General features: G+C 60.0%; 18 protein-coding genes and 1 pseudogene. 11 read left to right on the forward strand and 8 right to left on the reverse strand.

The features are described from left to right. Positions 1 to 95: 95 nt before the first annotated feature. From DK847_RS00110 to DK847_RS00120, 3 genes are all read left to right on the forward strand, one after another. The gene (locus tag DK847_RS00110) at positions 96 to 308 is read left to right on the forward strand and encodes a helix-turn-helix domain-containing protein (RefSeq protein WP_111195596.1); all 213 of its coding nucleotides are present in this window, start codon (positions 96 to 98) and stop codon (positions 306 to 308) included. Positions 309 to 467: 159 nt separating this feature from the next. Beyond that, positions 468 to 2,171, forward strand: a complete 1,704-nt coding sequence (locus tag DK847_RS00115; RefSeq protein ID WP_111195597.1) for a tyrosine-type recombinase/integrase — start codon at positions 468 to 470, stop codon at positions 2,169 to 2,171. 6 nt (positions 2,172 to 2,177) lie between these two features. Next, the gene (locus DK847_RS00120) at positions 2,178 to 3,275 is read left to right on the forward strand and encodes a hypothetical protein (protein WP_146255994.1); all 1,098 of its coding nucleotides are present in this window, start codon (positions 2,178 to 2,180) and stop codon (positions 3,273 to 3,275) included. Positions 3,276 to 3,514: 239 nt separating this feature from the next. Here DK847_RS00120 and DK847_RS00125 read toward each other — a convergent pair whose 3' ends face one another. From DK847_RS00125 to DK847_RS20360, 8 genes and pseudogenes are all read right to left on the reverse strand, one after another. After that, on the reverse strand, positions 3,515 to 5,080 hold the full coding sequence (locus DK847_RS00125; protein ID WP_111195599.1) for a mechanosensitive ion channel family protein: 1,566 nt from the start codon (positions 5,078 to 5,080) through the stop codon (positions 3,515 to 3,517). Positions 5,081 to 5,452: 372 nt separating this feature from the next. Continuing rightward, complete coding sequence (locus DK847_RS00130) at positions 5,453 to 6,442, reverse strand: HupE/UreJ family protein (RefSeq protein WP_193548164.1); 990 nt, start codon at positions 6,440 to 6,442, stop codon at positions 5,453 to 5,455. Continuing rightward, positions 6,442 to 7,293, reverse strand: coding sequence for a peptidyl-prolyl cis-trans isomerase (locus DK847_RS00135; RefSeq protein WP_245414482.1), 852 nt, complete (start codon positions 7,291 to 7,293; stop codon positions 6,442 to 6,444). The genes DK847_RS00130 and DK847_RS00135 overlap by 1 nt, the downstream gene beginning before the upstream one ends. 8 nt (positions 7,294 to 7,301) lie before the next feature. Continuing rightward, positions 7,302 to 9,236, reverse strand: coding sequence for a DUF3604 domain-containing protein (locus tag DK847_RS00140; protein WP_111195601.1), 1,935 nt, complete (start codon positions 9,234 to 9,236; stop codon positions 7,302 to 7,304). Between the two features lie 329 nt (positions 9,237 to 9,565). Next, positions 9,566 to 10,618: pseudogene (locus DK847_RS21095) on the reverse strand (fatty acid desaturase). Positions 10,619 to 10,687: 69 nt separating this feature from the next. Continuing rightward, positions 10,688 to 10,888: a hypothetical protein gene (locus DK847_RS00150; protein ID WP_111195602.1), complete on the reverse strand. Its 201-nt coding sequence runs from the start codon at positions 10,886 to 10,888 to the stop codon at positions 10,688 to 10,690. Positions 10,889 to 12,238: 1,350 nt separating this feature from the next. Then, complete coding sequence (locus tag DK847_RS00165; protein ID WP_146255995.1) at positions 12,239 to 12,619, reverse strand: Rap1a/Tai family immunity protein; 381 nt, start codon at positions 12,617 to 12,619, stop codon at positions 12,239 to 12,241. A gap of 57 nt (positions 12,620 to 12,676) precedes the next feature. Continuing rightward, entirely contained in the window at positions 12,677 to 12,931 is a 255-nt protein-coding gene (locus DK847_RS20360; RefSeq protein ID WP_146255996.1) for a hypothetical protein, read from the reverse strand. Positions 12,932 to 13,364: 433 nt separating this feature from the next. Between DK847_RS20360 and DK847_RS00170 the strand changes: the two genes are divergently transcribed. From DK847_RS00170 to DK847_RS00205, 8 genes are all read left to right on the forward strand, one after another. Then, a complete protein-coding gene (locus DK847_RS00170) occupies positions 13,365 to 13,865 on the forward strand; it encodes a hypothetical protein (protein ID WP_111195606.1) in 501 nt (166 codons plus the stop codon). Between the two features lie 123 nt (positions 13,866 to 13,988). Then, positions 13,989 to 14,726 carry a helix-turn-helix domain-containing protein gene (locus DK847_RS00175; RefSeq protein WP_111195607.1) on the forward strand — a complete coding sequence of 246 codons (738 nt, stop codon included), beginning with the start codon at positions 13,989 to 13,991 and terminating at the stop codon, positions 14,724 to 14,726. Between the two features lie 587 nt (positions 14,727 to 15,313). Next, the gene (locus DK847_RS00180; RefSeq protein WP_111195608.1) at positions 15,314 to 16,879 is read left to right on the forward strand and encodes a mechanosensitive ion channel domain-containing protein; all 1,566 of its coding nucleotides are present in this window, start codon (positions 15,314 to 15,316) and stop codon (positions 16,877 to 16,879) included. 366 nt (positions 16,880 to 17,245) lie between these two features. Next, positions 17,246 to 18,124 (forward strand): LysR family transcriptional regulator, encoded by an 879-nt coding sequence (locus DK847_RS00185; protein WP_280956376.1) that lies wholly within the window; start codon positions 17,246 to 17,248, stop codon positions 18,122 to 18,124. Between the two features lie 125 nt (positions 18,125 to 18,249). Beyond that, positions 18,250 to 19,242, forward strand: a complete 993-nt coding sequence (locus tag DK847_RS00190) for a L,D-transpeptidase (RefSeq protein WP_111195610.1) — start codon at positions 18,250 to 18,252, stop codon at positions 19,240 to 19,242. Beyond that, positions 19,242 to 19,643, forward strand: a complete 402-nt coding sequence (locus DK847_RS00195) for a DNA breaking-rejoining protein (RefSeq protein ID WP_111195611.1) — start codon at positions 19,242 to 19,244, stop codon at positions 19,641 to 19,643. Before DK847_RS00190 ends, DK847_RS00195 begins: the two co-directional genes overlap by 1 nt. A gap of 26 nt (positions 19,644 to 19,669) precedes the next feature. Beyond that, positions 19,670 to 20,218 (forward strand): hypothetical protein, encoded by a 549-nt coding sequence (locus tag DK847_RS00200; RefSeq protein WP_111195612.1) that lies wholly within the window; start codon positions 19,670 to 19,672, stop codon positions 20,216 to 20,218. A gap of 61 nt (positions 20,219 to 20,279) precedes the next feature. Continuing rightward, entirely contained in the window at positions 20,280 to 22,817 is a 2,538-nt protein-coding gene (locus tag DK847_RS00205; RefSeq protein ID WP_111195613.1) for a zinc-dependent metalloprotease, read from the forward strand. The last annotated feature ends 18 nt before the right edge of the window (positions 22,818 to 22,835 follow it).

A 22,835-nucleotide genomic window follows, 5' to 3' on the forward strand; every position in this document is an offset into this window, starting at 1 on the left:
CGGCGGTCGCGTGGTCTACGACACCGGCGATCTGGACACCTACCTAGCGTCGCGTCGTCGCCAGTCCACCTCTGAGCCACGCTGAGGAGGTCGAGATGTCTATGCCCACGAAGGCGGCCTCTGGGCCGAAGTACCACCGCATCGAGACGATTGCCGCGAAGCTCGACCTGAGCCCGCGCTCTGTGCAGCGACTGATCAGCAACGGGACGCTTCAGGCCGTGAAGATCGGCGGTGCAGTGCGCGTTTCCGACGATGAACTGCAGCGTCTGCTGGCCGCGAGCCGGATCGTCCGTGATCCGGATTTCTGACGTCGTTTGTCGTTGTTTGTCATGTATTTGATGGCTGTCATAAGAGCTCGGCAAGTGACGATATCCCATTGTGTTATGAGTAGCACCTATGAATGACGTCTCCTGTCGCCTCCTGTCGTGCCGTGTCACCGCCTGTCCTGCCCCCTGACGGAGATCACCATGCCCCTTCACCCCATGAGCCTCGCGGATGTCATCGCGGCGGTGCCTGTTATTCCCGGGATTTCCGCTCGCACCAAGGCCAACCTCGCCAGCGCTGTCCGCTGTTTCTGCAAGGTGACCGGCCTCGACCCACGGACGACCGCTGCCGGCGACCTTGGCGTCCTCCAGGAACGGCTGGCCTCGGCGCACCCGGCGCGCCATGGCGTGACACCCCACCGCTGGGGCGTGATCCGCAGTCAGGTGCTGAGGGCCCTGGCGCTGACCGGCGCCGCAAAACCGCTGCAGACCGCATCCACCCGCCTGTCATCGGGCTGGGAGGAGCTGATCGCCGGCCTGCCGAAGATCCGTCACCGCCTCGCACTTTCCCGCCTTGCCCGTTACTGCACGCAACAGGGTACAGAGCCTGGAGACGTCACCCAGGACAGCTTTGACGCCTTTCGCGAGGCTCTCATGGCCTCGAGCCTCGTCCGCAATCCGCACCGCGTCTGCCGTGAGGCCGCCAGCGCATGGAACCAGATCCCCCCAGGCCCGCCGGGTCGCCACCCAGTCGTGCAGGTGATCGTGCCCCCTACAGGCACCGCCAAGGCCCCGGGACGCCATCCGCTGGCTGCCTTCCCGGCATCCCTCCGTGAGGATCTCGAGGCCTTCCAGCGCTGGTGCGCCACCGCCGACCCTCTCGATGAGCGGGCGCGGCCAAAGGCGCTGCGCGCCCAGACGGTGATCTCCTATACCAGCAACCTGCACAGCGCGGCGGATGCAGCGGTACGCTCCGGCGTCCCCATCACCGATCTTGCCGGCCTTGCCGTCCTTACCCGGCCCGACGTCTACCTGGCCATCCTGCGCCAGATGCTTGCCGATGCCGGCAAGGTGGCGACCGCCAATCTGCATGGCGTGGCCACCGTCGTGGTGATCCTGGCGCAAGGCTGGCTCGGGCAGTCCCCGGACGAGATCGCCGCCCTGAAGGCACTCAAGGCCAAGCTGCCGAAGCTCCGGCCGGGCATGACCTCCAAGAACCGCGATCTGCTGGCGGCCTTCGACGACAAGGCCTTTCTGGGACGCTTCCTGAGACTTGGTGACGAGCTGTGGAAGGAAGCGCTGTCGGACAGGCTGCCTGCCAGTCAGCGCCTCGTGCGGGCCCAGCTGGCACTTCTCATCGGTATCCTGCAGATCACGCCGCTGCGCCGGAAGAACATGTGCGCGCTGGTCTTCGACAGGCACATCACCTGGCCCAATGGCCCCCGGGCAGAGGCCCTGATCCATGTACCGGTGACCGAGCACAAGACGGATCGGGACTATCTCGGCGAGTTGCCCGTGGCGCTGTCCCGCCGTCTCCACCATTATCGGACGAAGCTCGCCCCTGAGCTCACCGGCACGACGCCGTCACAGCTCTTCGTCCGGGCCGACGGCCAGCCCAAGAAGCAGGAGAGCGTCGCCAACCGTCTCGAATTGGTTCTGGAGAAGCGCCTCGGCCGCAGGATGAGCATGCACCAGTTCCGCCACGTCTGCGGCAAGCTGCTGCTCGATGCCAATCCCGGGGCCTTCGAAGCCGCCGCCCAGCTCCTCGGTCACTCCGGGACCAAGAACGTGGTCAAGTTCTATGCCGGCACCGATACCCGCCGCGCTTCCCGCTGGCACGCTGCCCTGGTCGAACGGCTCCGTGACGAGGCCCGGAAGCGTGGTCCGGGGCGCCCCAAGGAAAGGTAGCGGGCCATGAGCCGGACAAACGCCAGCGACCCGGTGACTGTCTCACCGCTCCTTCACCTGCCGGAGAGCGCCTGGCCGGAGTTGGACCGCGCGGCCTTTGCAAATGCCTTCGACAGGTCCCACGACGTCTTCGATGACCAAGGTCGCGGCGCCCGCCTCAAGCCCAGCACCAGGGACTCAATCCGCTACGGCTACCGCCGCTGGCTGGGCTGGCTGAGCTCCCGCCATCCCGCTCTCCTTGCAGCTCCACCCGAGACCCGCGCATCCCCGGAGATGATCAGGGCCTTCGTGGCTCACCTCCGCGAGACCTGCTCGCCTCGTACCGTCGCGTCACAGATCGGAAGGCTCCATGACGGCCTCCGGTTCATGTTTCCAGCGCGAGGCTGGACGTGGTTCAAGGCCATCAAGACCCGGCTGGAGCGCGCTGTACCCGCAGCCGGGCGAAAGCCGATCGAGATCACCTCGCAACGGCTCATCGATGCAAGCCTCGCGCGGATGGACGCGGTTGATCTCGCCCTTGCCACAACGGTACCGGGCGTCAGCCGCAAGCACCTCCAAGCCCTTGCGCTGCGCTACCGCGATGCTCTGCTGGTGGCGATCGCCACCTTCTCTCCCCTCCGCCGCACCAATCTCTCGCAGCTGGAACTCGGGACAACCTTCCGCCGCGAACCCTCAGGCTGGGTGATCCGCATCCCTGGGGACCTGGTCAAGAACGGAGAACCCGCCGAGGCCGACCTCGAGGACTGGCTCAACATCCATGTCGACCGCTATCTCGCTGTCTACCGCCCCCTGATCTTCGCCAGCCAGCACCACCAGGGCCTCTGGGCCTCCGCCAGGGGAAGGCCGGCGACCGGTGACGCTCTCTACAACGCCTTCCAGGCGGAGGCGAAGGCATCACTGGGGCTTCATCTGACCCTTCATGACACCCGCCGCATCGGCGTCACCACCTGGGCCGTCCACGATCCCGTCAATGCTGCCGGAGCAAGGGATCTCCTGGGCGACCGCAGCGACCGGATCCTCGCACAGCATTACAATCTCGCAAGCGGTATCCAGGCTTCGCGCAACATGGCCAAAGTCATCGGCAGCCTCAAAGGCTGTAAATAGATCCACTGTCACTCGATAGCTTTCCACAATGATTGTGTACTAGGAGTTAGGCTAGATCAGCACGAGGCCGGTTAGCCTGTAGAGATTTCGTTGGTGTTTGGCGCAACTGTTGCGCCAGGAGTTGAGGTGCTAGATCAATCGTATGGACGTTCGATCCTTTTGGATTGGCACTCAAGTTCTCCAAAGTCGCAAAGCAGGGCCAGGACCCCTAGGTATTACCGATGGACCAGTTGATCGCCTCAACCGGATGCGCCCACGTTTCTGATGACGCTCGTAGAGTAGTTGGTGATGACACCACTCCAGACCGTGTTGTTGGGAACGATCATCGTGAGCCCGTCTTCTTTCTCGACAACGGTGCTGAAGATCGTGACGGCCTGCACCTTGCCCTTGATGCCTGAACCAATCTCCACGGTGTCACCAACGTCGAAGGGCTTGTTCACCATGATCAGCAGACCGCTCGCGAAGTTGCTGAGCGTACCTTGAAGTGCAAAGGCGACCACAAAACCGGCAGCGCCGACTGCCGCGAGGATGGGCGACAGGTTGAACTCCAGGGCGGACAACCCCAGAAGAACGCCGAAGAAGACGACCGCGCGACCCGACATCGAAACAACGAAATCGCGCAGAAGATTGGACGAGACATGCGTCACGTTCATCGCACGCCGGAGGACCCGTCGCAGTATCCACGCAATGATGACTGACCCCAGGACATAGCCAAGGAAGATACCCAGGTTGCGCGACCAGCGCAGTCCGCCCTCGTCGGCGACAAGCCACGCCTTGGTCCTCGCCCAGGTCGCGGTCCGGTCGGAGACATCGATCTTGAAGCCGCTGAGTGACGAGACGTACTGGCGATACTCGGCCGGATCGCCTCCCTTCAGTTCCCACTTGTCGAGAACCAGCTTCAGGCGGTCGGCAAGTGCGGTGCGTTCGCTCGTCAACTGCGTGCTCAGATCAACCAGAGCGACCTTGACGTCGGTCTTGGCACCGGTGGCCTCACTAGCCTTTTCAGAAAGCTGTACAGCCTTGTTGGAGGCCTTCTCCGCTGAAATTCCACTTCCCGAATCATCTGCAGACGCCGCGGCGGCCTCCTTCGCGATGGACGTGGCGGCTTCCGGCGCATTGCCCGGCTCGCTGGCCTTCTGTTCCACTGCCGCAGCGACAGGATCCGTCCCGTCTCCGGTTTTTGCCACTTGGCCAACGGTTGAAGAGACCTTCGCCGCCTCCGCAGTCTTCGCGCTTGCCACGCTTGCTGCCGTTGACGCCTGCTCCTGATCGCTGGCCGCCTGCTTCTCGGCAGAGTCAACCGTCTCGGCAAGATCCTTCTGCGCCGCTGCGAGACGCTCTGCAGCCGCAGCCTTCTCGGCCGCCGTCGTATCAGTGCTGCCCTCCTTGGACTTTGCATCCTGTGCAGCCTTCGCCAGAGCGTCTCCAGCTGCCTTCTCCTTGGCCAACTGCGCGATCTCGCGGTTCTTGCGATGTACCGCGAGTTCGGCAAGGCTGATCTCGCTGACCTTGGCGCGAAGCAAGGCGAACCAGGCCTTGGCCTCGACCGCGACTTCAGCGCGGGTCAGCGGCTCCAGCATGATTTCGAGGTCATCAAGCGCGATACCCGGGTCTGCGGTCGTGGTCGGCGCGGACTCTCGGGCCGGGCTCTCCGTGCCGGAAACTGCCGAAGGTGCATCCGGGCTCTCCGCCTGCGTTACGTCAGGGCCCAAAACCGCGAAGAACAGAAGTGTGAGCAATCTGAATGAGCGAGCAACGCCGCGAAACGTCCAAAGTGTTAGTTCCACGTGCTCTCTCTCTGACATGTTCGACCTTCCGCTTTCCCCAGATGGGTCTGGTAGGCTGCCGGTTCAGATTGCGCAAGCCGTGCAATAGCCTCAATTCTACAGCCCAAGACAACAACGCTCGTCGGCGATCGGAGCCACCTCGTCAGTTCGGCGCCAAACAAGAAATTCTACCGCCTTAGTTAGATCAGAGACTTAGCAAGAGCATCATCCAGTTCTCAACTTCATCTTGTCCGGTGCGCCAACATTTTAAGCGATTGAAATCACTGCATGCCGGTGTCTACCCTACAGGACCAAAAATAGAACCCTAGGGCGGGCTCCATCATCAGACGTTTGCACGGGACCAATCGGGTGAAATCTGTTCATTCCGGAAGCAAGCAAGTGAGCGGTCACCTAGGAAACCACGAACCCTGCCAAGCGGTCGATAAACCACACTGTAGCAACAATCCCGATCACATAGGCAGCGGCAACGCGCGCCCTTGAGTTTGGCACAGTGGTCACGGTCTTTAGGGCCGCGTACATCAGAAGCACCGCCCCCACGAACATCAGCTGCCCTGCTTCGACGCCCAGATTGAAGGTGAGTAAGGCCAGGGGCACGTCCTTTTGGGGAAGTCCGATCTCCTTGAGCGCGTCGGCAAAGCCAAAGCCGTGCAGTAGTCCGAACGAAAAGGCCACCACCCATGGATAGGCCTCCGAAAGTCGCCGCTCTCCGGGCTTCATCTTGACGAGTTCGCTGGCGACGAAAGCGATGCTCAGCGCGATCGTCGCCTCCACGGGCTTCTGGGGCAGGCTGAAGTAGCCCAGTGCGGCGCCTGCGAGCGTGATGCTGTGGGCCAGCGTGAATGCGGTGATTGTCTTGAGCAGCATCCAGCGCTCGCGGATGAGCAGCATCAGCGCGAGGACGAACAGGAGGTGGTCGACGCCACCAAGGATATGTTCGACGCCAAGCACGAAGTAAGTCCAAGCTATCAGCGGGATGCTCTGCACGCCCTTCAGGATCAGGACCGGGTGCTCCGGTGTCAGCCGTGCAACTTCGGTGGTGCCATCCGTCCAGCTGATCCGGGCGAGAACGTCCGTCATGCTTGTGCGCAGGCCATCAATGGTAACCGAGCGGCCCTTGAGGCTGCCCTTGCAGGACAACTTCCAGCGTTCAAAGTAAGTCGCGCCGTCGATTGAGCCCACGGGCTCGCCCAGGTTTTGGCATTCTGCCGGAAACCGCACGTAGATCGCGAGCCGGCGATCACCTATGGCGGGAACCTTCCAGAGCACCGAGTATTGCGCCTGTGCTGTCTCGTCGATCTGAAGGTAAGCCGGACGAATTTCATGCGCAGCGGCGGGACATGCCATCGCAAGAAGCAAGGCAAACAAAGACAGCAGCCTCATCACTTGGATGGACTCCCGTCTGCCGAGAGGGGCTCGACAATCACCTTGTAGCGCTTGAGGAGGTCGTCGAAGCGCTGCTGCTCGACAACGTTACGATGATCGTTCATCCACTCCCGTTCCACCGCGGGGCGAATGTCCTTGAGTGCCGGCAGGCTGCCAGGCACGCGCTCGTTCACCTTCACCAGATGCAAGCCGATGTCAGAGGTGATGGGTCCCTGCCACTGTCCGGGCACAATGTTGGTCACTTCGGCCGCAAAATCGTCGCCAAAGACCTCTGCGATGCCCCGCTGGTCCGTTAGCGGCATTGCCGCCGGCAGGAGAGTCGGGTCGCCTGCGGTCGCCGCATAGTTTGCATCCTTACGAAGGGGACCAAGAAGCGCCTTGGCGGCAGCGCTTGCATCCGGCTCATGCTTTTGCGGGTTGATATAGACCTGCTCGAACGACACCCGTGGCGCCTGGCGGAACGTGTCAGGGTGACTGTCCAGATAGGCCTGGAGTTGGGCCTCCGTGGGAGGGCTTGCCTCTGCTTCGGCCGAGTTGAGGAACTCCATCTTCAGCCGCAACCGCTTGCGGATAACCGCATCATTCGCATCCAGGCCCATGCGGAGCGCCTCGCGGACGTAGACTTCCTCCTTCACATAGTCATCGATCAGCCCCTTCAGCTCTTCAGCCGTCGGAGGCCGCTGCCACGTCTTGGCAAAAAGCCCAGCCAGCTGTTCGATCTTCGCTTGGGTGACGTCAATCGTCCCGGTGGCTGACTGCTGACCGGTCACGAGTCCGTAAGCGGCAAAAACCAGCGCGGCCAGGAGCAGGAAATGAACGAGCGGTTCGCGGATAACCCGCTTGATCACGGGCCTACCTACGGCGTGTACCAGATGGGCGAGGTGTAGGCACGCTCGGTGACGGTCATCTGTGTGCCCGGCAAAGGCTTAACACCGTAGCGCTTGGCATCGTAGGCGGTCCAGCGGGGCGTCGGAATCTCGATGACGCGTCCGTAGTAGAATGCCTTCTGCTTGGGATCGAAGTCCGGGTCTTTCCACACGGCGATCAGCTCCGATGCGCCGATTGTATTTTTCCAGGTTGCGTTCTCGATATCGACCGTGCTGCCCACCGAGGGTACTTTCCTATCGGACCCTGGCTTGCGGTCACCGCTCCAGGCCACGTCATATATCTGCTCGTGGGTTTCGCCCTTCTCGTCAAGCCATCCCTTGACGACCTGGTAGCGATCAAGATTTGCGCCGATCGGGTCCTTCAGGGCTGCCACCAGGAAGGTTGGAACCTTTCCCGTGGGTGCCGCCTTCAGGTCGCCGCCCATGGGCACCCCCTTCGCATAGCCGATGGCACCCGGATTGCGGTTATCGGCATCGGCAGGGTCAAAGTCCCAGCCGCCGAAGAAGCGGACCGTCATGCGCGACCCCGTCGTGGCATAGGTTTCCTTGCGCTGCATCGCATCCCACAGGGCCTCGCGCGTATTGTCAGTTGCCCACACGGCCGCGTAGCCGGAGGCGCTGACTTGCCAGTCCATGACCTTGATTTTCGTCTTTGGATTATCAACGAAGGTTGCGGTGAGGCGCTCGGGGCTTGGCTCCTGCGGCGTGGTCTTGCCGAAGAAGTTGTCTTCTTCGACGGCGGCCAAGCCGGTGTGGGCGTCGGTACTGCCGATCATGCCGAACTTGTAGGGGTTCGTGCCCAACTCGCTTTCGAGCTTGAGGCCATTGCGGAGGGCCGACCGCGCATACTCGAACTGGAGCATGTCCGGAGTCTTGGCCACGCTCGCGTCGAGGTTGCCGAAATCCCAGCGCTCGAAATTGGCAAATTCATCGTTCGGCGACAGCGTCGGATGGGTCTCTCCGTCACCCTTGGTCTGGGTGACCTCGTAGAGCGGCTCCCATCTGGCGCGCTCATCCACATACGTCTTATCCAGAGGCTTGCCGGTAAAGGATTCGATCATCGGAAACATGATGCCGTTTGACAGGTTTCCGTTATGCGCGATGGCCAGAACGCTTCCGCCAGTCTTGTCCTCGTAAGCCTGCATCCACCTCCACAGGTCGCGCGGGTTGTCGCTGCCCAAGGGCTTCATGGTGGTGTAGGGTACCACCTGGTCGGCCCTGTCCCCATTGTCGCGGAAGATCACGTTGCGATGGAGGTTGTTCCCGCCGGTGTTGGACGTCCACTCATAGCCGATGAAGGCCGTGAACCGGCCCGGATCATTGTATTCCTCGGCCGCCTTCACCGTGTCTTGCCACGCGTTCTTGTAAGGCCGCGTATCCGGCCCATAGATCATCGATGCCGGAAGGGTGCCGGAGCTGAAGCCCATGATGATCTGGAGTGCAGCTTCGCCACCCTTGCCGGACTTGATCATGTCGTACCAGGTCCTCGCCTGCGGGTCGGCTATGACTTCGGGCTTGCCGGCATAGAGGTCGGGGAACATGCCCATATTGTCGGAATGATCGGCGACCACCAGGAAATCGAGTGGGCGCGACAGCTTTGCAGGCTGGCCGCTCGAGGCCATGATTTCCTCGCCCCGTGCGAAGCGATAGGCGTCGCGTGGCGTCAGCCGCGCACCGAACGCTCCCGCATCGAACGAGGCGGCTGTATGCAGATGAGTATCGCCGAAGAACGGCCGCGTCGGGAAGTTCCGCCCGGCATAGGGGGAGTAGTTCGGCTTCGCCGCATACACCCTTGCGGCCACCTCGGGCGTAAGTGTTCCAACATCGTCATCAGCGAAAGCAACACCTGCTATGCCGATAATGGCCGTGCTCACAAGACACGCCCTCAAAGTCGCACGGCTCATGACTGCCTCCCTGCCAGAATAATTGAATCCGCTTCATTGCGATGTAGCGGCAGAAGATTAAGTATACTCCCCGAGCAGCAAATTTCCACAAAATACCCCGTCGCTGAATTGTCAACTCGCTTTGGGAATGATCTCGCGCACTGCCTGCCCTCTGGGCTAACAAATACCCTTCTCGGCGCATCAACGGTTTAACAGAATAAGCCAGTTATTAACCTCTTCCCGTTGGGCGCGCCACTTCAAGGGTGATGACCTCAATGACGGTGCGGCTATCTTGGCCGAAAAGGGCAAGGAGTATGCTAAGACCGCCATGATCGACCAGGATCGCAGCATCATGGAAGTGTAAGGTCTGAGCTGGGGGTGCAATTGTCTCGCTCAGCCGCTCGGAGTTCGCAGCTCTTTAGCTCCGCGAGCGAGACCATCTTCCGTTGATGACTGTTCCAGAGCGTGAGGCGGACACAATTGAGGCTCTCGCGAACACTAAGACGGCTGATCTAACGGAGCTGCGGGTAATCCGAAACGACTTCGGGGATTCTATAGAATGGAATGCGGCTCGACAGATGATGGACGTGATGGATGCCGATGTTCCCAGTGAGCCACATCAGCGCCGGCGGAAGATCGTAGAAGGCACTTCCGTGCAGCGCCACGTCCGCGTGGGACCAACTAGGGTCCTTCTCCCAGTAGGTTCTTTCGAACTGATGCTGAAAGTAGACTAGCCAGACCCCGATCGAGGCACCCGCAATGACGATCGGAAGATGCACGGATAGAAGCGTTGAGAGTCCGACTAATTGGCCAACACCCAGGATGAGAGCGGCGACAGCGAGATTGGTCAGGCCGGTACTAAGCCAGGGCATGGCCACATGCTTCATGGCGCCGAAAGGCAGGCGGGGCTGCAGCGTGAACAGGTATGATGGTCCCAGACCGAACATGACCAGCGGGTGTCGGTAAATTCGGCACCACATTCGTCCCCACCTGCTTCGTGAGACATACTCCTCAACCACAAGGGTATCGATGCCGCCAATTCCCCTGCGGTCAAGATGTATTAATCCCGCATGATGCAGTGCATGGGAGTGCCGCTAGAAGTCATAGGGAGTAAGAGTCAGAACGTCGAGGGCTCGTCCCGTCCAATCGTTCGCCCTCCGCGACGAGAAGAAGGAGTTGTGTCCGCAATCATGCTGTACCATGAAGAGTCGCACCAGGAGGGCGCCGGCCGGCACGACGAGTGGGAGCCGAAGCCAAAAGCTTCGGGCTGCCAGAACCCACATCAACACCCAGAGTGCTATGAACGGCAGACCTGTCACCAATATCTCGAAGACAGCCCGCCGGTTGTCCGCATTCTTGTAGAGCGCTAGACGGAAGGACCAGGATTTTATGGCGTCAATCACGTGGACGAACCTCTCCTTTGTGAGCGGTCTGTCAGTGGGGACGGGTCTCAATCACCTTAATACGCAACATCAAAGGCCGTTTGATGTTCCAGCACTAGCAGCTATTTGCCGCCTCAGCTGCTTGAGCAGGAGTGGGCCAGTGAGCATGTTGAGCGCATATCCTTCTTGGGCGAGCAGCCTGCCGAGACGCTCTATTGTCGCGGCATCGCCAGAGTCAGCAATTTCGAAGGCCCGTTCGATGGTCGATTTGAGATCCAGTTGCTGGCTCATGGTTGGGCTTTCTGATTGTGATGATTGATTTGCCGAGAGGCTCGAATATGAAGCCGCTAGTCCTTTGGTTCAGCGGCCGTGGCGTCGGCTCTGTGCGCCATCCGGATGCTCAACTTTTCGGCGGTCGATCGGTCGGAGTCCTTGAGCTGCCAGAATAGGAACCCGACGCCTGCGATACAGAGTAGAGCGATAAGAACAATCAGCATCACGGCTCCAACTTTGAGGCATCACGCTTACGAGCATCCGCAAGCGCATGGGGATCGATTGTAACTACCTGTTCCCGCCCGACTTCGTGGCCTATCGCAGGCAAATAGATCTGCGTGGCAACCCTGCGCCAAGCAATGAAGGAAAGGCCCGGAATCTCATCTTCCTCAGTAAGCACCATATATGTTCCGGCTGGCTGCTCGTTCTCGAGACCAGGAAGGGTGAATGGGTGGTGGAAAGTGACCATGTCTCGCGAGGAGCGCATCAGTTTTTTCCTCTCGTCGGTTTCACATCAGGCCCGCTATGCCAAGGCAGGTCCTCGAAGTGGGGCTCATACTCCCGCCGGCGATATTCGGCCTCAGTCATGAAGAGGGAGCAGTTGCCGCTGATAACCCAAACGTCGCTTGAGCGCTGAGCGTCCCCTGGTATCCGGTAAAGCCCAACTATATCGCGCGCTCGCGCTAGTGTTGAGGAGCTAAGCACCCTGCGTCTAGGTACAGCTTCCCGATCGCTCTTGATTCTAACATTTGCCAATCCTTCGTCCATTGGGACGGAGTGCTCCGGCAGCCCCGAAAATCGGACGTCGTTCTGAACAATCTGGTGGGGTTTCCGCGACATGGCTCTCTTTCTACTGAGCGGGAGCGCGTCGGTTGTCTCTCAGCTGCCGGCGCTCAAGGCATGCCCGGGCAGTTTATCTGAAGTGGGGACTCTCTGGCGGACTTAAAAGTACCTTCACGAAAACAAAACTTCTATAAAGCATGGAACTTTCTGGCCGCATAGTTCAACAAGCATAGTCTGGAGGTCTGGCTGCCTTACACTGGTCTTGGTGTTGCGCTCTATCTTCGTCCAGGATGGGTCATGCAGGTTAGGAGTAACATCATCAGGATCCCGAGCGACGCTGAGCACACTGAGGCAGAAATGATTGCAAGCTTGGCCTCGCCTAGCATGCCCGGCGCAGATCATGCTCTCTACGAAGCAAAGAGGTCCGGTCGTAACCGCGTGGTCACACTATCCGTCAGAAGTCTGTGCTCGCAAAGCATGGAGTTCAGCAATTGGGGTTGGGAGCAGATTGCGAAGGAGCATCAGGGGGTAAACGTGGTCGTCCTGTTTCGTTAGGATAAAGCCTTTCGCTGAACTTCACTTCAATCACTGCCCAGCGATAGATGATGGGCATGGATATGTCCCCGCGAGGGCCGATGCCACTAGTCCGCTCGCCTGGTAATGCAGGTAGTTGGGATGAAAATGCATCCACTCTATGACCGTCGCCACAAGTTTCTGCTGATTATTGAACCTTGCACTGTCCCAGTTGAACCCCAAGGCCTTGTTCTTGCAGTCGAAGGTGTCCGATACCCCGATGATGTAGCCAGTGCATTCCGAGAGCTTGAGCCGGTATACTGGATCGATCGTTTGTGGCTGACAGATATCAAGTAGATCGGCACCAGTCATGACACCAGATTGGCTCATTGAACAGTTTAGCGATAAGAATGAAAAGGCAGCCGCCAGGCAACGCCACATTATCAAATACATGGACGCACTCCTCCACGTGCAGAGATGCACGTAAACTATTGGGATATCAAAATGCCGCTACAGAGATGCTAAGCGGACATGGATGTCTTCTGCGAGGAGATCTTCGAGGCGGTGGGCCAAGCTTAACTGAAGAGAGCGAACCCACTCTATGCGGCTGAGAGAAAGGTTTCTCGTGTCAACCAGCGGCAATGTGATTTCTGCCTGAAGCAACGCATCTATGACTGCAGCCATCTCAACTCTGCTTAAAACCGGGTGAAAGCCTTCTTCAGCCGGTTCAGTCACTCTAATCGAAGCCTTAGCAGTGGGATACATGGTCAACTCCTGCCCAGAACTGGATTCCTAGGTATCGCGTGCTGCGCGGGATTATGTGGGCGATGATAGCTGAAGAGACCGTTGCTCAGTGCTGTCAATGAATTCAAGTACAACTCGGCCGACCTAAATACCATGATAATCAGCAGAATGAACAGATATGCAATGCGTTTTTCTGAATGTGTTAGTGATCTTCCTGTGCTCCCGTGGTGCCTCAGACGAGTTGACCTTAGCGTATGTATCCTCGCATCTTGTGATCGATCTTAAGGTAATGGCCACGATTCCGCGTCGATTAGCTTGGAGCCACCGGATAATCGCACTGCAGGTAGATGGTTGTTGTGACGCCCAGTGAAATGGCCTATTGAACTGCGGTGAGTGAGACCGACGGTCTGGCATGGATCTCTGGACCTGAACTCTCTGCCTTTTGGTGAGTGCGATGTCGGAAGCCACCGAGAAAGCCATTTTTGAGCGAATGAACAGGCTGGAGGCAGACATTGCCGCCCTGCGGGAAAGCTATGTAGTCGTCAATGAGCGCTATGCCGATACGCTCAACATGATGAAGTCCCTCACCGCGAACGCACTCGAGGCTGCTCTACGGGCAGCGATGGCGGCGGAAAAAGCTTCTTTGGCCTGCAAGAATGCAACCATAGCTGCCGTTTCTTCTGCTGCAGCCTCCGTCTTGGAGGCTACCGAGGCTGCTGCAGAGGCGGCGGGGTTGGCTGCCCTGGCCGCTGCAGAGGCGGCCGCTGCTGCATCGGCAGCAGCATCCGCAGCAGCTTCAGCTGCCGCTATTCACGCTGAAGAGCAATCAACAAGAGCGTCCGCCGAGGCGGCCCGGGCGACCGCAAGAGCTACGATAGCTTCGGCAGAGGCTGCCCAACTTGCTAATGCTGCTGCGGCAGCAGCCAGAAGCTTCAAGAACAATAAATCTGAGTGAATGGCACTGATACCAGTTGGTACAATCCGACTGATGAATCACAAGGCGGAAGTTGTCCTCTGAGGGCGCTAGGTAGCTGTGCATCTGAACACCCGTAGGGCGCTTGCTCGCAGAGTGCGAGTTATGGGTACGCTGGAGTATGCGCGTGATACAAATCAGCGACTCGAAGCGCTTAACGCCCAAGTTGAAGCCCTTTACGAACTCATGCCATTCGGCACTTACCTCACAGGATCGGGTGGAACGATACTGAGTATGAACAGTGCGGCATTGACCCTCTTCGATAGAGATCGAAACGACCTCGTTGGGAAGGTCGTTCCTCATGATTGCTTCAACTCGACAAACGCTGATCAGCTCGCGCGCCTGCTGGACCCTTATGACTATGACTTTGACGACTACAAAATTGAACTGAGCTGTGGGAATGGTATTACTCGTCAAGTATACGTCAGTGGACGGCAGCAGAGCGAGTTTTCTGGTGTTCCGAATTCGTACCGCTTTTTCATGGTGGAATGCATCAGGAACTTGCATTCCTCAGGACACCGGAGCGCCAAAGGCGTGGATGTTATCTGTAGACACATCGTCAGCCGCGGCCCACCCCACCTGACTTCGAGTGAAATGATGGCGCTTACCGGTCTAACAGCCCGGGCTCTGAATTATGCATTTCGTCTGCGTTTTGGCTGCTCACCCATGGAATGGCAGCAAATGCACTTCCCCGAACTTGCACGACAATACATCATGGAAAGCGACGTCAGTGCCTCGGTCAAGACTGTAGCCAGGCAGTTTGGTTTCGCATCCGCTGCCGCATTCTCGAGGTTCTATAAAAGACGCTTTGGCCACAACCCCAGCAACCCCAACCGTGGCTGAGCAACCTGCGCATTGCCTGATGCGGAGCCCCGCCGGGGCAGTAGATCGACCAACTCCATCAACAGTCCCTCAGCCCCCCTTGCCGCCCCACTGCCGCTCCTCTAATCCCCGGTCCGCCGCAGGCGTAGTCCACTGGTAGAACGGCAGCTTCCCAAGCTACATATCGTCGGTTCTGTTTCCATCGTGACACCTTTGTCCCCGGCCCCGCCGCAACATTTACGCCTGCGTGTCCTGGGCACCTGTGGGATGGATAACAACAACGAGGACATAACGAGTTAATGCGGTTGGCGATGGGATTAGCCTGCGTACTCCTTTGTGCTTTATAACTGCATTTCAATTAAATAGAGGTTCACTTCTTCATTCCGCATGGTGCGCCGGACAAGACAAAGATGAGAACTGGATGCTCTTGCTAAGTCTCTGATCCATCTAAGTCAGTATTGCTCCTTCTTTGGTGCCGAACTGAAATGGTGGCTGCGAAGTTGGTGGGTGTGTTGTTATCTTGGGTTGCGTAACAGGAGCTATTGCACGGCTTGCGCATTCTGAAGCGGCAGCCTACCAGACCATCCGCTGAAGACGGAAGGTCGCACATGTCCAAGAAATCTCACGTGAAGGTAACCCATTGGACGCTTCACCGTGTTGCTCGAGTATTCGCATCCGTCGCTCTCCTGGCTCTCTTGGTGTTGAGCCATGGCGCGGCGATGGCGGAGAACCCGGCTGCGCCTTCGACAGTTTCCGGCACGGAGAGCCCGGCCCCCGAACCCGCGCCAACCACGACCGCAGATCCTGGCATCGCGCTTGATGACCTCGAAATCATGCTGGAGCCGCTGACCCGCGCCGAAGTCGCGGTCGAGGCCAAGGCTTGGCTCGCCTTGCTTCGCGCCAAGGTCAGCGAGATCAGCCTTGCCGAACTGGCGGTACATCGCAAGAACCGCGAGATCGCGCAGTTGGCCAAGGAGAAGGCGGCTGGAGACGCTCTGGCGAAGGCTGCGCAGGAGGCCAAGTCCAAGGAGAGCAGCACTGATACGACGGCGGCCGAGAAGGTCGCGGCTGCAGAGCGTCTGGCGGCAGCGCAGAAGGATCTCGCCAACACAGTTGACTCTGCCGAGAAGCAGGCCGCCAGCGATCAGGAGCAGGCATCAGCGGCAGCAAGCGTCGCCAGCGCGAAGACTGCGGAGGCGGCGAAGGTCTCTTCAGCCGTTGGCCAAGTGGCAAAGGCCGGCGACGGGACGGATCCTGTTGCTGCGGCAGTTGAGCAGAAGGCGACTGACCCGGCTGCTGCGCCGGAAGTCGCCGCGTCCATCGCGAAGGAGGCTGCCGTGCCGTCTGCAGACGGGTCCGGAAGTGGAATTTCAGCGGAGCAGACATCCAACAAGGCTGTACAGCTTTCCGAAAAGGCTAGTGAGGCCACCGGGGCCAAGACCGACGTTAAGGTCGCTCTGGTTGATCTCAGCACGCAGTTGACGAGCGAACGCACCGCACTTGCCGACCGCCTGAAGCTGGTTCTCGACAAGTGGGAACTGAAGGGAGGCGATCCGGCCGAGTATCGCCAGTACGTCTCGTCACTCAGCGGCTTCAAGATCGATGTCTCCGACCGGACCGCGACCTGGGCGAGGACCAAGGCTTGGCTTGTCGCCGACGAGGGCGGACTGCGCTGGTCGCGCAACTTGGGCATCTTCCTTGGCTATGTCCTGGGATCAGTCATCATAGCGTGGATTCTGCGACGGGTGCTCCGGCGTGCGATGAACGTGACGCATGTCTCGTCCAATCTTCTGCGCGATTTCGTTGTTTCGATGTCGGGTCGCGCGGTCGTCTTCTTCGGCGTTCTTCTGGGGTTGTCTGCCCTGGAGTTCAACCTGTCGCCCATCCTCGCGGCAGTCGGCGCTGCCGGCTTTGTGGTCGCCTTTGCACTTCAGGGCACGCTCAGCAACTTCGCGAGCGGTCTGCTGATCATGGTCAACAAGCCCTTCGACGTTGGTGACATCGTGGAGATTGGTTCAGGCATCAAGGGCAAGGTGCAGGCCGTCACGATCTTCAGCACCGTAGCCGAGAAGGAAGACGGGCTCACGATGATCGTTCCCAACAACACGGTCTGGAGTGGTGTCATCACCAACTACTCTACGAGCGTCATTAGCAACGCGAGCGCATCCGGCTGAAGCGATCAACTTGTCCATCGGTAATACCTAGGGGTCCTGGCCCTGCTTTGCGACGCTGGAGAACTTGAGTGCCATTCTAAAAGGATCGAATTTCTATACGATTGATCTAGCGCCTCAACTCGTGACGCAACAGTTGAGCCAAACACCAACGAAATCTCTACATGCTAACCGGCCTCGTGCTGATCTAGGCTAACTTCTAGTGCACAATCATTGTGGAATCTGGGACAGCCATAGTTTGCAGGTATTGGCGAATATTGGCCCGTCAAGTCCGGCTTGCGGATAGCCCGGCGCATCTGTTTAACTGATTCCCCTGGAATGGAACTGAATTGCAAGGCGGGAGAAAGCAGGATGCGCAACAGTCGACTCATGCGAGGCCTTCATTGCTTTGAAGCTGTGGCACGGCACGGATCCGTCAAAATGGCAGCGGATGAGCTCGGAGTGTCGCAGAGTGCGGTCAGCCACCAGCTCCGCGACCTCACTGAATCGTTGGGCGAGCAATTGTTCATCCGCGCCGGACGTGGGATCGCGCTCACCGCCACCGGGCGACGACTGGCTGATAAGCTCGCCACAACCTTTTCTGGCCTGCAATCCTCCCTCGACGACATCATCGGAAGTGGGCGACCGTCGCTGCGGCTTGCGGTTTGCAGCAGCTTCGGGCCGGGGTGGCTCATCCCGAGGCTTGCTTCCTTCTATGAGGCAAATCCGGCGGTCAACCTCCAGCTCCGCCTCTATGCTCAGGATCCCGAACAGACCGCCGAGGTGGCAGACGCCTTCGTCACCGCACAGGAACTGAGGCCTGGTTTCACCGCGGTTCACCTTCTCGATGAGATGCTGGTCGCCGTGGCGTCACCCCGCCTGTGTGGCTCGTCGGCGGAAAGGGATCTTCCGCTCATCACCACCGACATCACGACGGAACGTTTCGGGCAGGAGTGGCGGGACTATTGCGCCATGACGGGGCGGAGCCTCGAGGGACTGCAATCCGGACGCTTCCTCGAGTGCACCCACTACATGCTATCCGTGGAAATGGCAGGTGCCGGTCTCGGCCTTGCACTGGTCCCGGACTTTCTCGCCAGGCGCCATGTCGAGGCGGGCGGGCTCGCTTATTTCGACCGCATGCTTATGCCATCCGGGAGACGCTATCACCTGTGCTTCAAGAAGTCCCGCGCCCAGGATCCGGAGGTCAGAGACCTCGTGCAATGGCTCCGGGCGGAGCGTGCGCCCAAACCCGTCAAGAACCTTGCATAAAAAAGCGGCAGTTGAAGCTTGGGAACTAGTGAACCGGTCCCTTTCGCCGCAAACATGAATACAGCTCAACAATCGCCAGTATTGCTCATTTGACCTGAGCCCTCGGTTCAGTGACATCTGCAAGCATGTACGTGGATTCACTGATTTCCCGGCGCCGGCTTCTTCGGTCGCTCGCCACCGCGACCACGGTCCCACTATGGGCAGGCGCCGCCGCCGCACAGCTGGTCAACAAGCTGGCCTATGACCTGAAGAACGGCGAGTTCAACTGGTTCCCAGAACGTTCGGAAGGCGGGCCGATCCTCATCATAGTCTCGATTCCGGACCAGCTGGTGCACGTTTACCGCAATGGCATCCGGATCGCTGCCTCAACCTGCTCGACTGGCAAGCCCGGCCACCGCACGCCGACCGGGGTGTTCCAGATCCTGCAGAAGGACAAGCACCACCACTCCTCGACCTATTCCAACGCTCCCATGCCCAACATGAACCGGCTGACGTGGAGCGGCATCGCGCTCCATGCTGGCAACCTTCCAGGCTATCCCGCCTCGCACGGTTGCGTACGCCTGCCGATGCAGTTCTCGGAGCTCCTTTTCGACATCACCCGCAAGGGCATGACGGTGGTGATCGCCGACAATACCTCGCAGCCCGCCGCCATCACCCATCCGGGCATGGTGCTGGGCGATTATGCGCGGCGCGAGTTCGCCGCCGTCGACACGGCCCTCGTCAAGGACCAGTACACCGCCGGGCACGAGGCGAAGCCCAGCATCACCAGCGTCGTCGTCAGCAGCAAGGACAAGTCCGTCACGGTGCTCGAGGATGGCCGCGTAGTGGCCAAGGGCAAGGCCACCATCACGGGCGGCGCAAAGCCCATCGGCGAGAGTGTCTACAGTCTCACCGGTTCCAGCACCTCGGATGACAGCCTCACCTGGTCGGGCATGGGCTATGGCAAGACCGACCGCGAGGACATGGGTCATGAACTCCGTCGCATCTCGGCGGACCCGCAGGTTCGCGAGCAGATCCGCAAACGCATGAAGAACGGAATGACGGTGGTGACCACCGACCAGTCCAACTCCGCCTCCCACCGCGCCACCGATTTCACCATCATGGAGGGAGTCTACTGATGAAGGCTGGCACTTCACTCCTTATCGCGGCATTGCTTCTTGGTCCCTCGCAGTCCGGCTTCGCCGCTGACCGGGCGGAGACCGTGAAGTTCAATTCAGGTGCCTCCTCAGCGGAGAAGAAATCCTCGATCAAGGGATATGACAGCGTTGATTACCGCATTGCTGCGCGGGCAGGTCAGATCATGCAGGTTCTGTTCAGTCCGTCGAACCGCTCCTGCTACATGAACGTGCTGCCACCCGGCGGAGATACGGCCATCTTCAACGGTTCGGTGTCTGGAAACGAGTTCTCCAGGAACCTGACGGCCACCGGCACCTACAGGGTGCAAGTCTATCTCATGCGCAATGCGGCGCGTCGCGGCGAGACTTGCAACTTCGCGATCTCGTTTGAAATCACTGGCTAAACCACCACAACGGAAGGAACACTACCATGAAGCCTGTCACCGCCGCAGCCGCTGTTGCGTTCGTCGCGCTCTTCACCGTACCTGCACTCGCCAACCCGCCTAAGTTCACGGCGAGCTGCCCTACCGGCATCACGGTGAAATCGAATGGCAGCGGCAAGGTGAAGATCAATGGCACGAAGGCGACTGTGAAGACCTTCAGCAACAAGGCTTGGGAAGCGAGTGCCAACGGCGTTTCAATCGATTTCGGTCTCGATGGCTCCGAGCTTTCCGTCACCTACACCGGCAAGGGCGGCGCGAATGGCATCTGCCAGGTCACGAGCGGCGGAACAAGCGGTGCTGGTTCGCCCGCCGGAAGCAATGCTGCGGGCGATTTGAACGGCGTTTCGCCCAAGGATCAGCAGGCCTGCCTCGCCGCCGTCTCGAACACGGCTAACAATGGAGATGTCGACGTGCTCGATGCCTACAGCTCGGAGGCCAACAATCAGGTCATCGTTGGCGTGGGCTCGAAGAAGGCAAAGTGGCAGTGCCTGGTCAAGAACGGCAGGGTCGCCAACGTCATGTCAATGTCGAACTAGAGCGGCGCCTCAGCGCTTCAGCCGCACCAGCACTCCACGGCTTTTCCATGAGCGAGGCTCCATGATCCGTCACCTGTCGCGTCATCTGGCGTATTCCGTGGTCGCCTGCCACCTTCTCTGGGCGGCTCCCGTCATGGCGCAGCAGGCCGCACCGACGGTCGAGAGTCTCGTGCAAGGGGCTACACTCGCTGGGCCGGGCCGCATTGGCGCTTACAGCAAGGGCGGGAAGCTGCTTCTGCTGCTTCCCGCCGAGTCGCTCGGAAAGCCCTTCATCTGGTATGCCGAGGTGGTGGGGCTTCCGGCGGGTGTCGTGTCGGACTCGCTTCAGGCGGCGGGCCTGCTGGCGCGCTTCGAGCGCCGTAACGGCGTGGTGCTGGCGCGTGACCTGACGACGAAGTCGACGCGCGGCAGCGGCACGGCCGACGATGCACCCGGGTCCCCGGCGCCTGGTGAAGCGCCGGAGCCCATCTCGCCAGCCACCACCGACGGACATGAACGGCCGATCGAAACAGCCCTCAATCTTATCGAGACAGGACCGGTGATCGCAGCGTTTCCGGTTCTTGCCGAGGCATCGGACGGGCGGCTTCTGATCGATGCAACGCAGGTGTTTTCGAGCGACGTTGAAAGTGCTTCCGGTCGTGATTTCGTGGCGCTGGGAGGCAGCGTCGCAGCAGGCGTCGATCCTGCACGCTCATATATCGAACGCGTCACGTCCAGCGAGGAGGCTCTCAATGTCCGCTCGCACCTCACCTTCCTCGCTGCCGATCCCGCCCATCCTGCCGCCGGCGTGAAGCCGGTCTCGATGGTCGTCGGGCATTCCTTCGTGTTCCTCCCTGATAAGCCGATGGCCTATCGCGCGGCAGATCCGCGCATCGGCTTCTTCACGGCGAAGTTCACGGAATTCGAACCAGGGTCGGGATCAGCTGTGCTGAGCCGCGACGTGATCACCCGCTTCCGTCTGGAAAAGAAGGATCCCTCCGCCAAGGTGAGCGATCCCGTAAAGCCCATCGTCTTCTACATAGGGCCGGGCGTGCCGAAGCGCTGGCGGCCCTACATTAAGGCTGGCGTGGAGTTATGGAAGCCTGCCTTCGAGGCGGCGGGCTTTTCAAACGCCATCATGGCGGTAGAGGCGCCCGACCCGTCAGTCGATCCGAACTGGTCGGTGGAGGACATCACTCACAACGTCATTCGCTGGGTGCCGACGAACCGCGTCAATGCCTACGGGCCTCATGTCATAGATCCGCGCTCGGGTGAAATCCTCTCGGCCCACATCCTCGTCTGGCCAAGCGTGCTGGATTACTTCTCGAAGTACTATTACGCGGTCGCCGGAACGCTCGACCCCGATGCCAGCCACCTTCCCCTGCCGCAGGAGAAGATGGGCGAGATCCTCACCTATGTCGTAGCGCATGAAGTGGGCCACACGCTGGGGCTCCGGCACAATCACATCGCATCGACGGCCTATTCGGTGGAGCAGATGCGTAATCCCGCCTTCGCAAATGCGCACGGCCCCAACAGTTCGATCATGGCCTATGGGAGATTCAACCAGGCCGCCCAGCCGGGAGACGGTATCAAGGTGCTGATCCCGAAGCTCGGACCCTATGACATTGCGGCGATCCAGTGGGGTTATGCCCCCGTGACGGGTACCCAGGCCGAGCAGCAGGCCCATATCGCCGAGGCATCGCGAAAGTTCACGGAGCAGAGGGAGTTGTGGTGGGCCGCCGGCGAATTGCCCCCGGAGACCGCAACCTACCTTCACGATCCGCGCGTGCAGAAGGAAAACACTGGCGCTGATCGGATAGATGCCACCCGTCTCGGCATTGCCAATATCGAGCGATCGCTGTCCCGCCTCGACGCCGCGACGGGAGGTGACAATGATCTGTTTTCCTCAACCTATGCGGTTCTGCTAGCCACCCAGAAGCGCATGCTCGATTCGGTCGCCGTGCTGGTGGGCGGTGCGATGCCCCGGATCGGCGCCCCGGCGGGCAAGCGCGTCGATCTGGTTCGCGCAGACGAGCAGACTGCCGCCGTCGACTACCTCCTTGGGGAAGGTGCCCGCTCGCTTGATGCCTTCAGTGATCCGGCGCTGCTCGAGCGTATCGCCGTAACAGGGGGCGGCCGCACAGTGGAAGACATGCAGCGTTCACTTCTGGCGACGCTGCTCGACGGAGCGCGGCTTGCCGTCCTGCAAAGCCAGTCCGATCAGGATGCCGAAGCCTATTCCACGATCAAGCTCGGGCACGACGTAGGTGACGCCGTGTGGGGCAATCTGGAGCAGGCTTCCCATACAGATCGGGTGCTGCAGCGCGCCTATGTGAACCGGACGCGCGACATGATCCGATCATGGCAGAACCCCACTCCGGCAGAGTCTGCTGGTGCCGCGGTCGCCGTCAAGGCAGGCTTTCCGCAATCCTTCGCCGAGATCGAATCTGACACTGGCGACGACACAGACTATCCGGCCTGGCTGCGCTCTTACCTGCCCCAGCTCAAGAACAGGCTCGACCAGGCTTCGCGTCAGGCCGAGAGCGCCGCAGACCGGCAGCACTTCGCCGAGATGTCCGTCGAGATCGGTCAACTCTCGTCATTGATGCAGCAGGAGTGACCGGACGGCGCGCACGGG

Source organism: Aestuariivirga litoralis, assembly GCF_003234965.1.
Lineage (GTDB): Bacteria > Pseudomonadota > Alphaproteobacteria > Rhizobiales > Aestuariivirgaceae > Aestuariivirga > Aestuariivirga litoralis.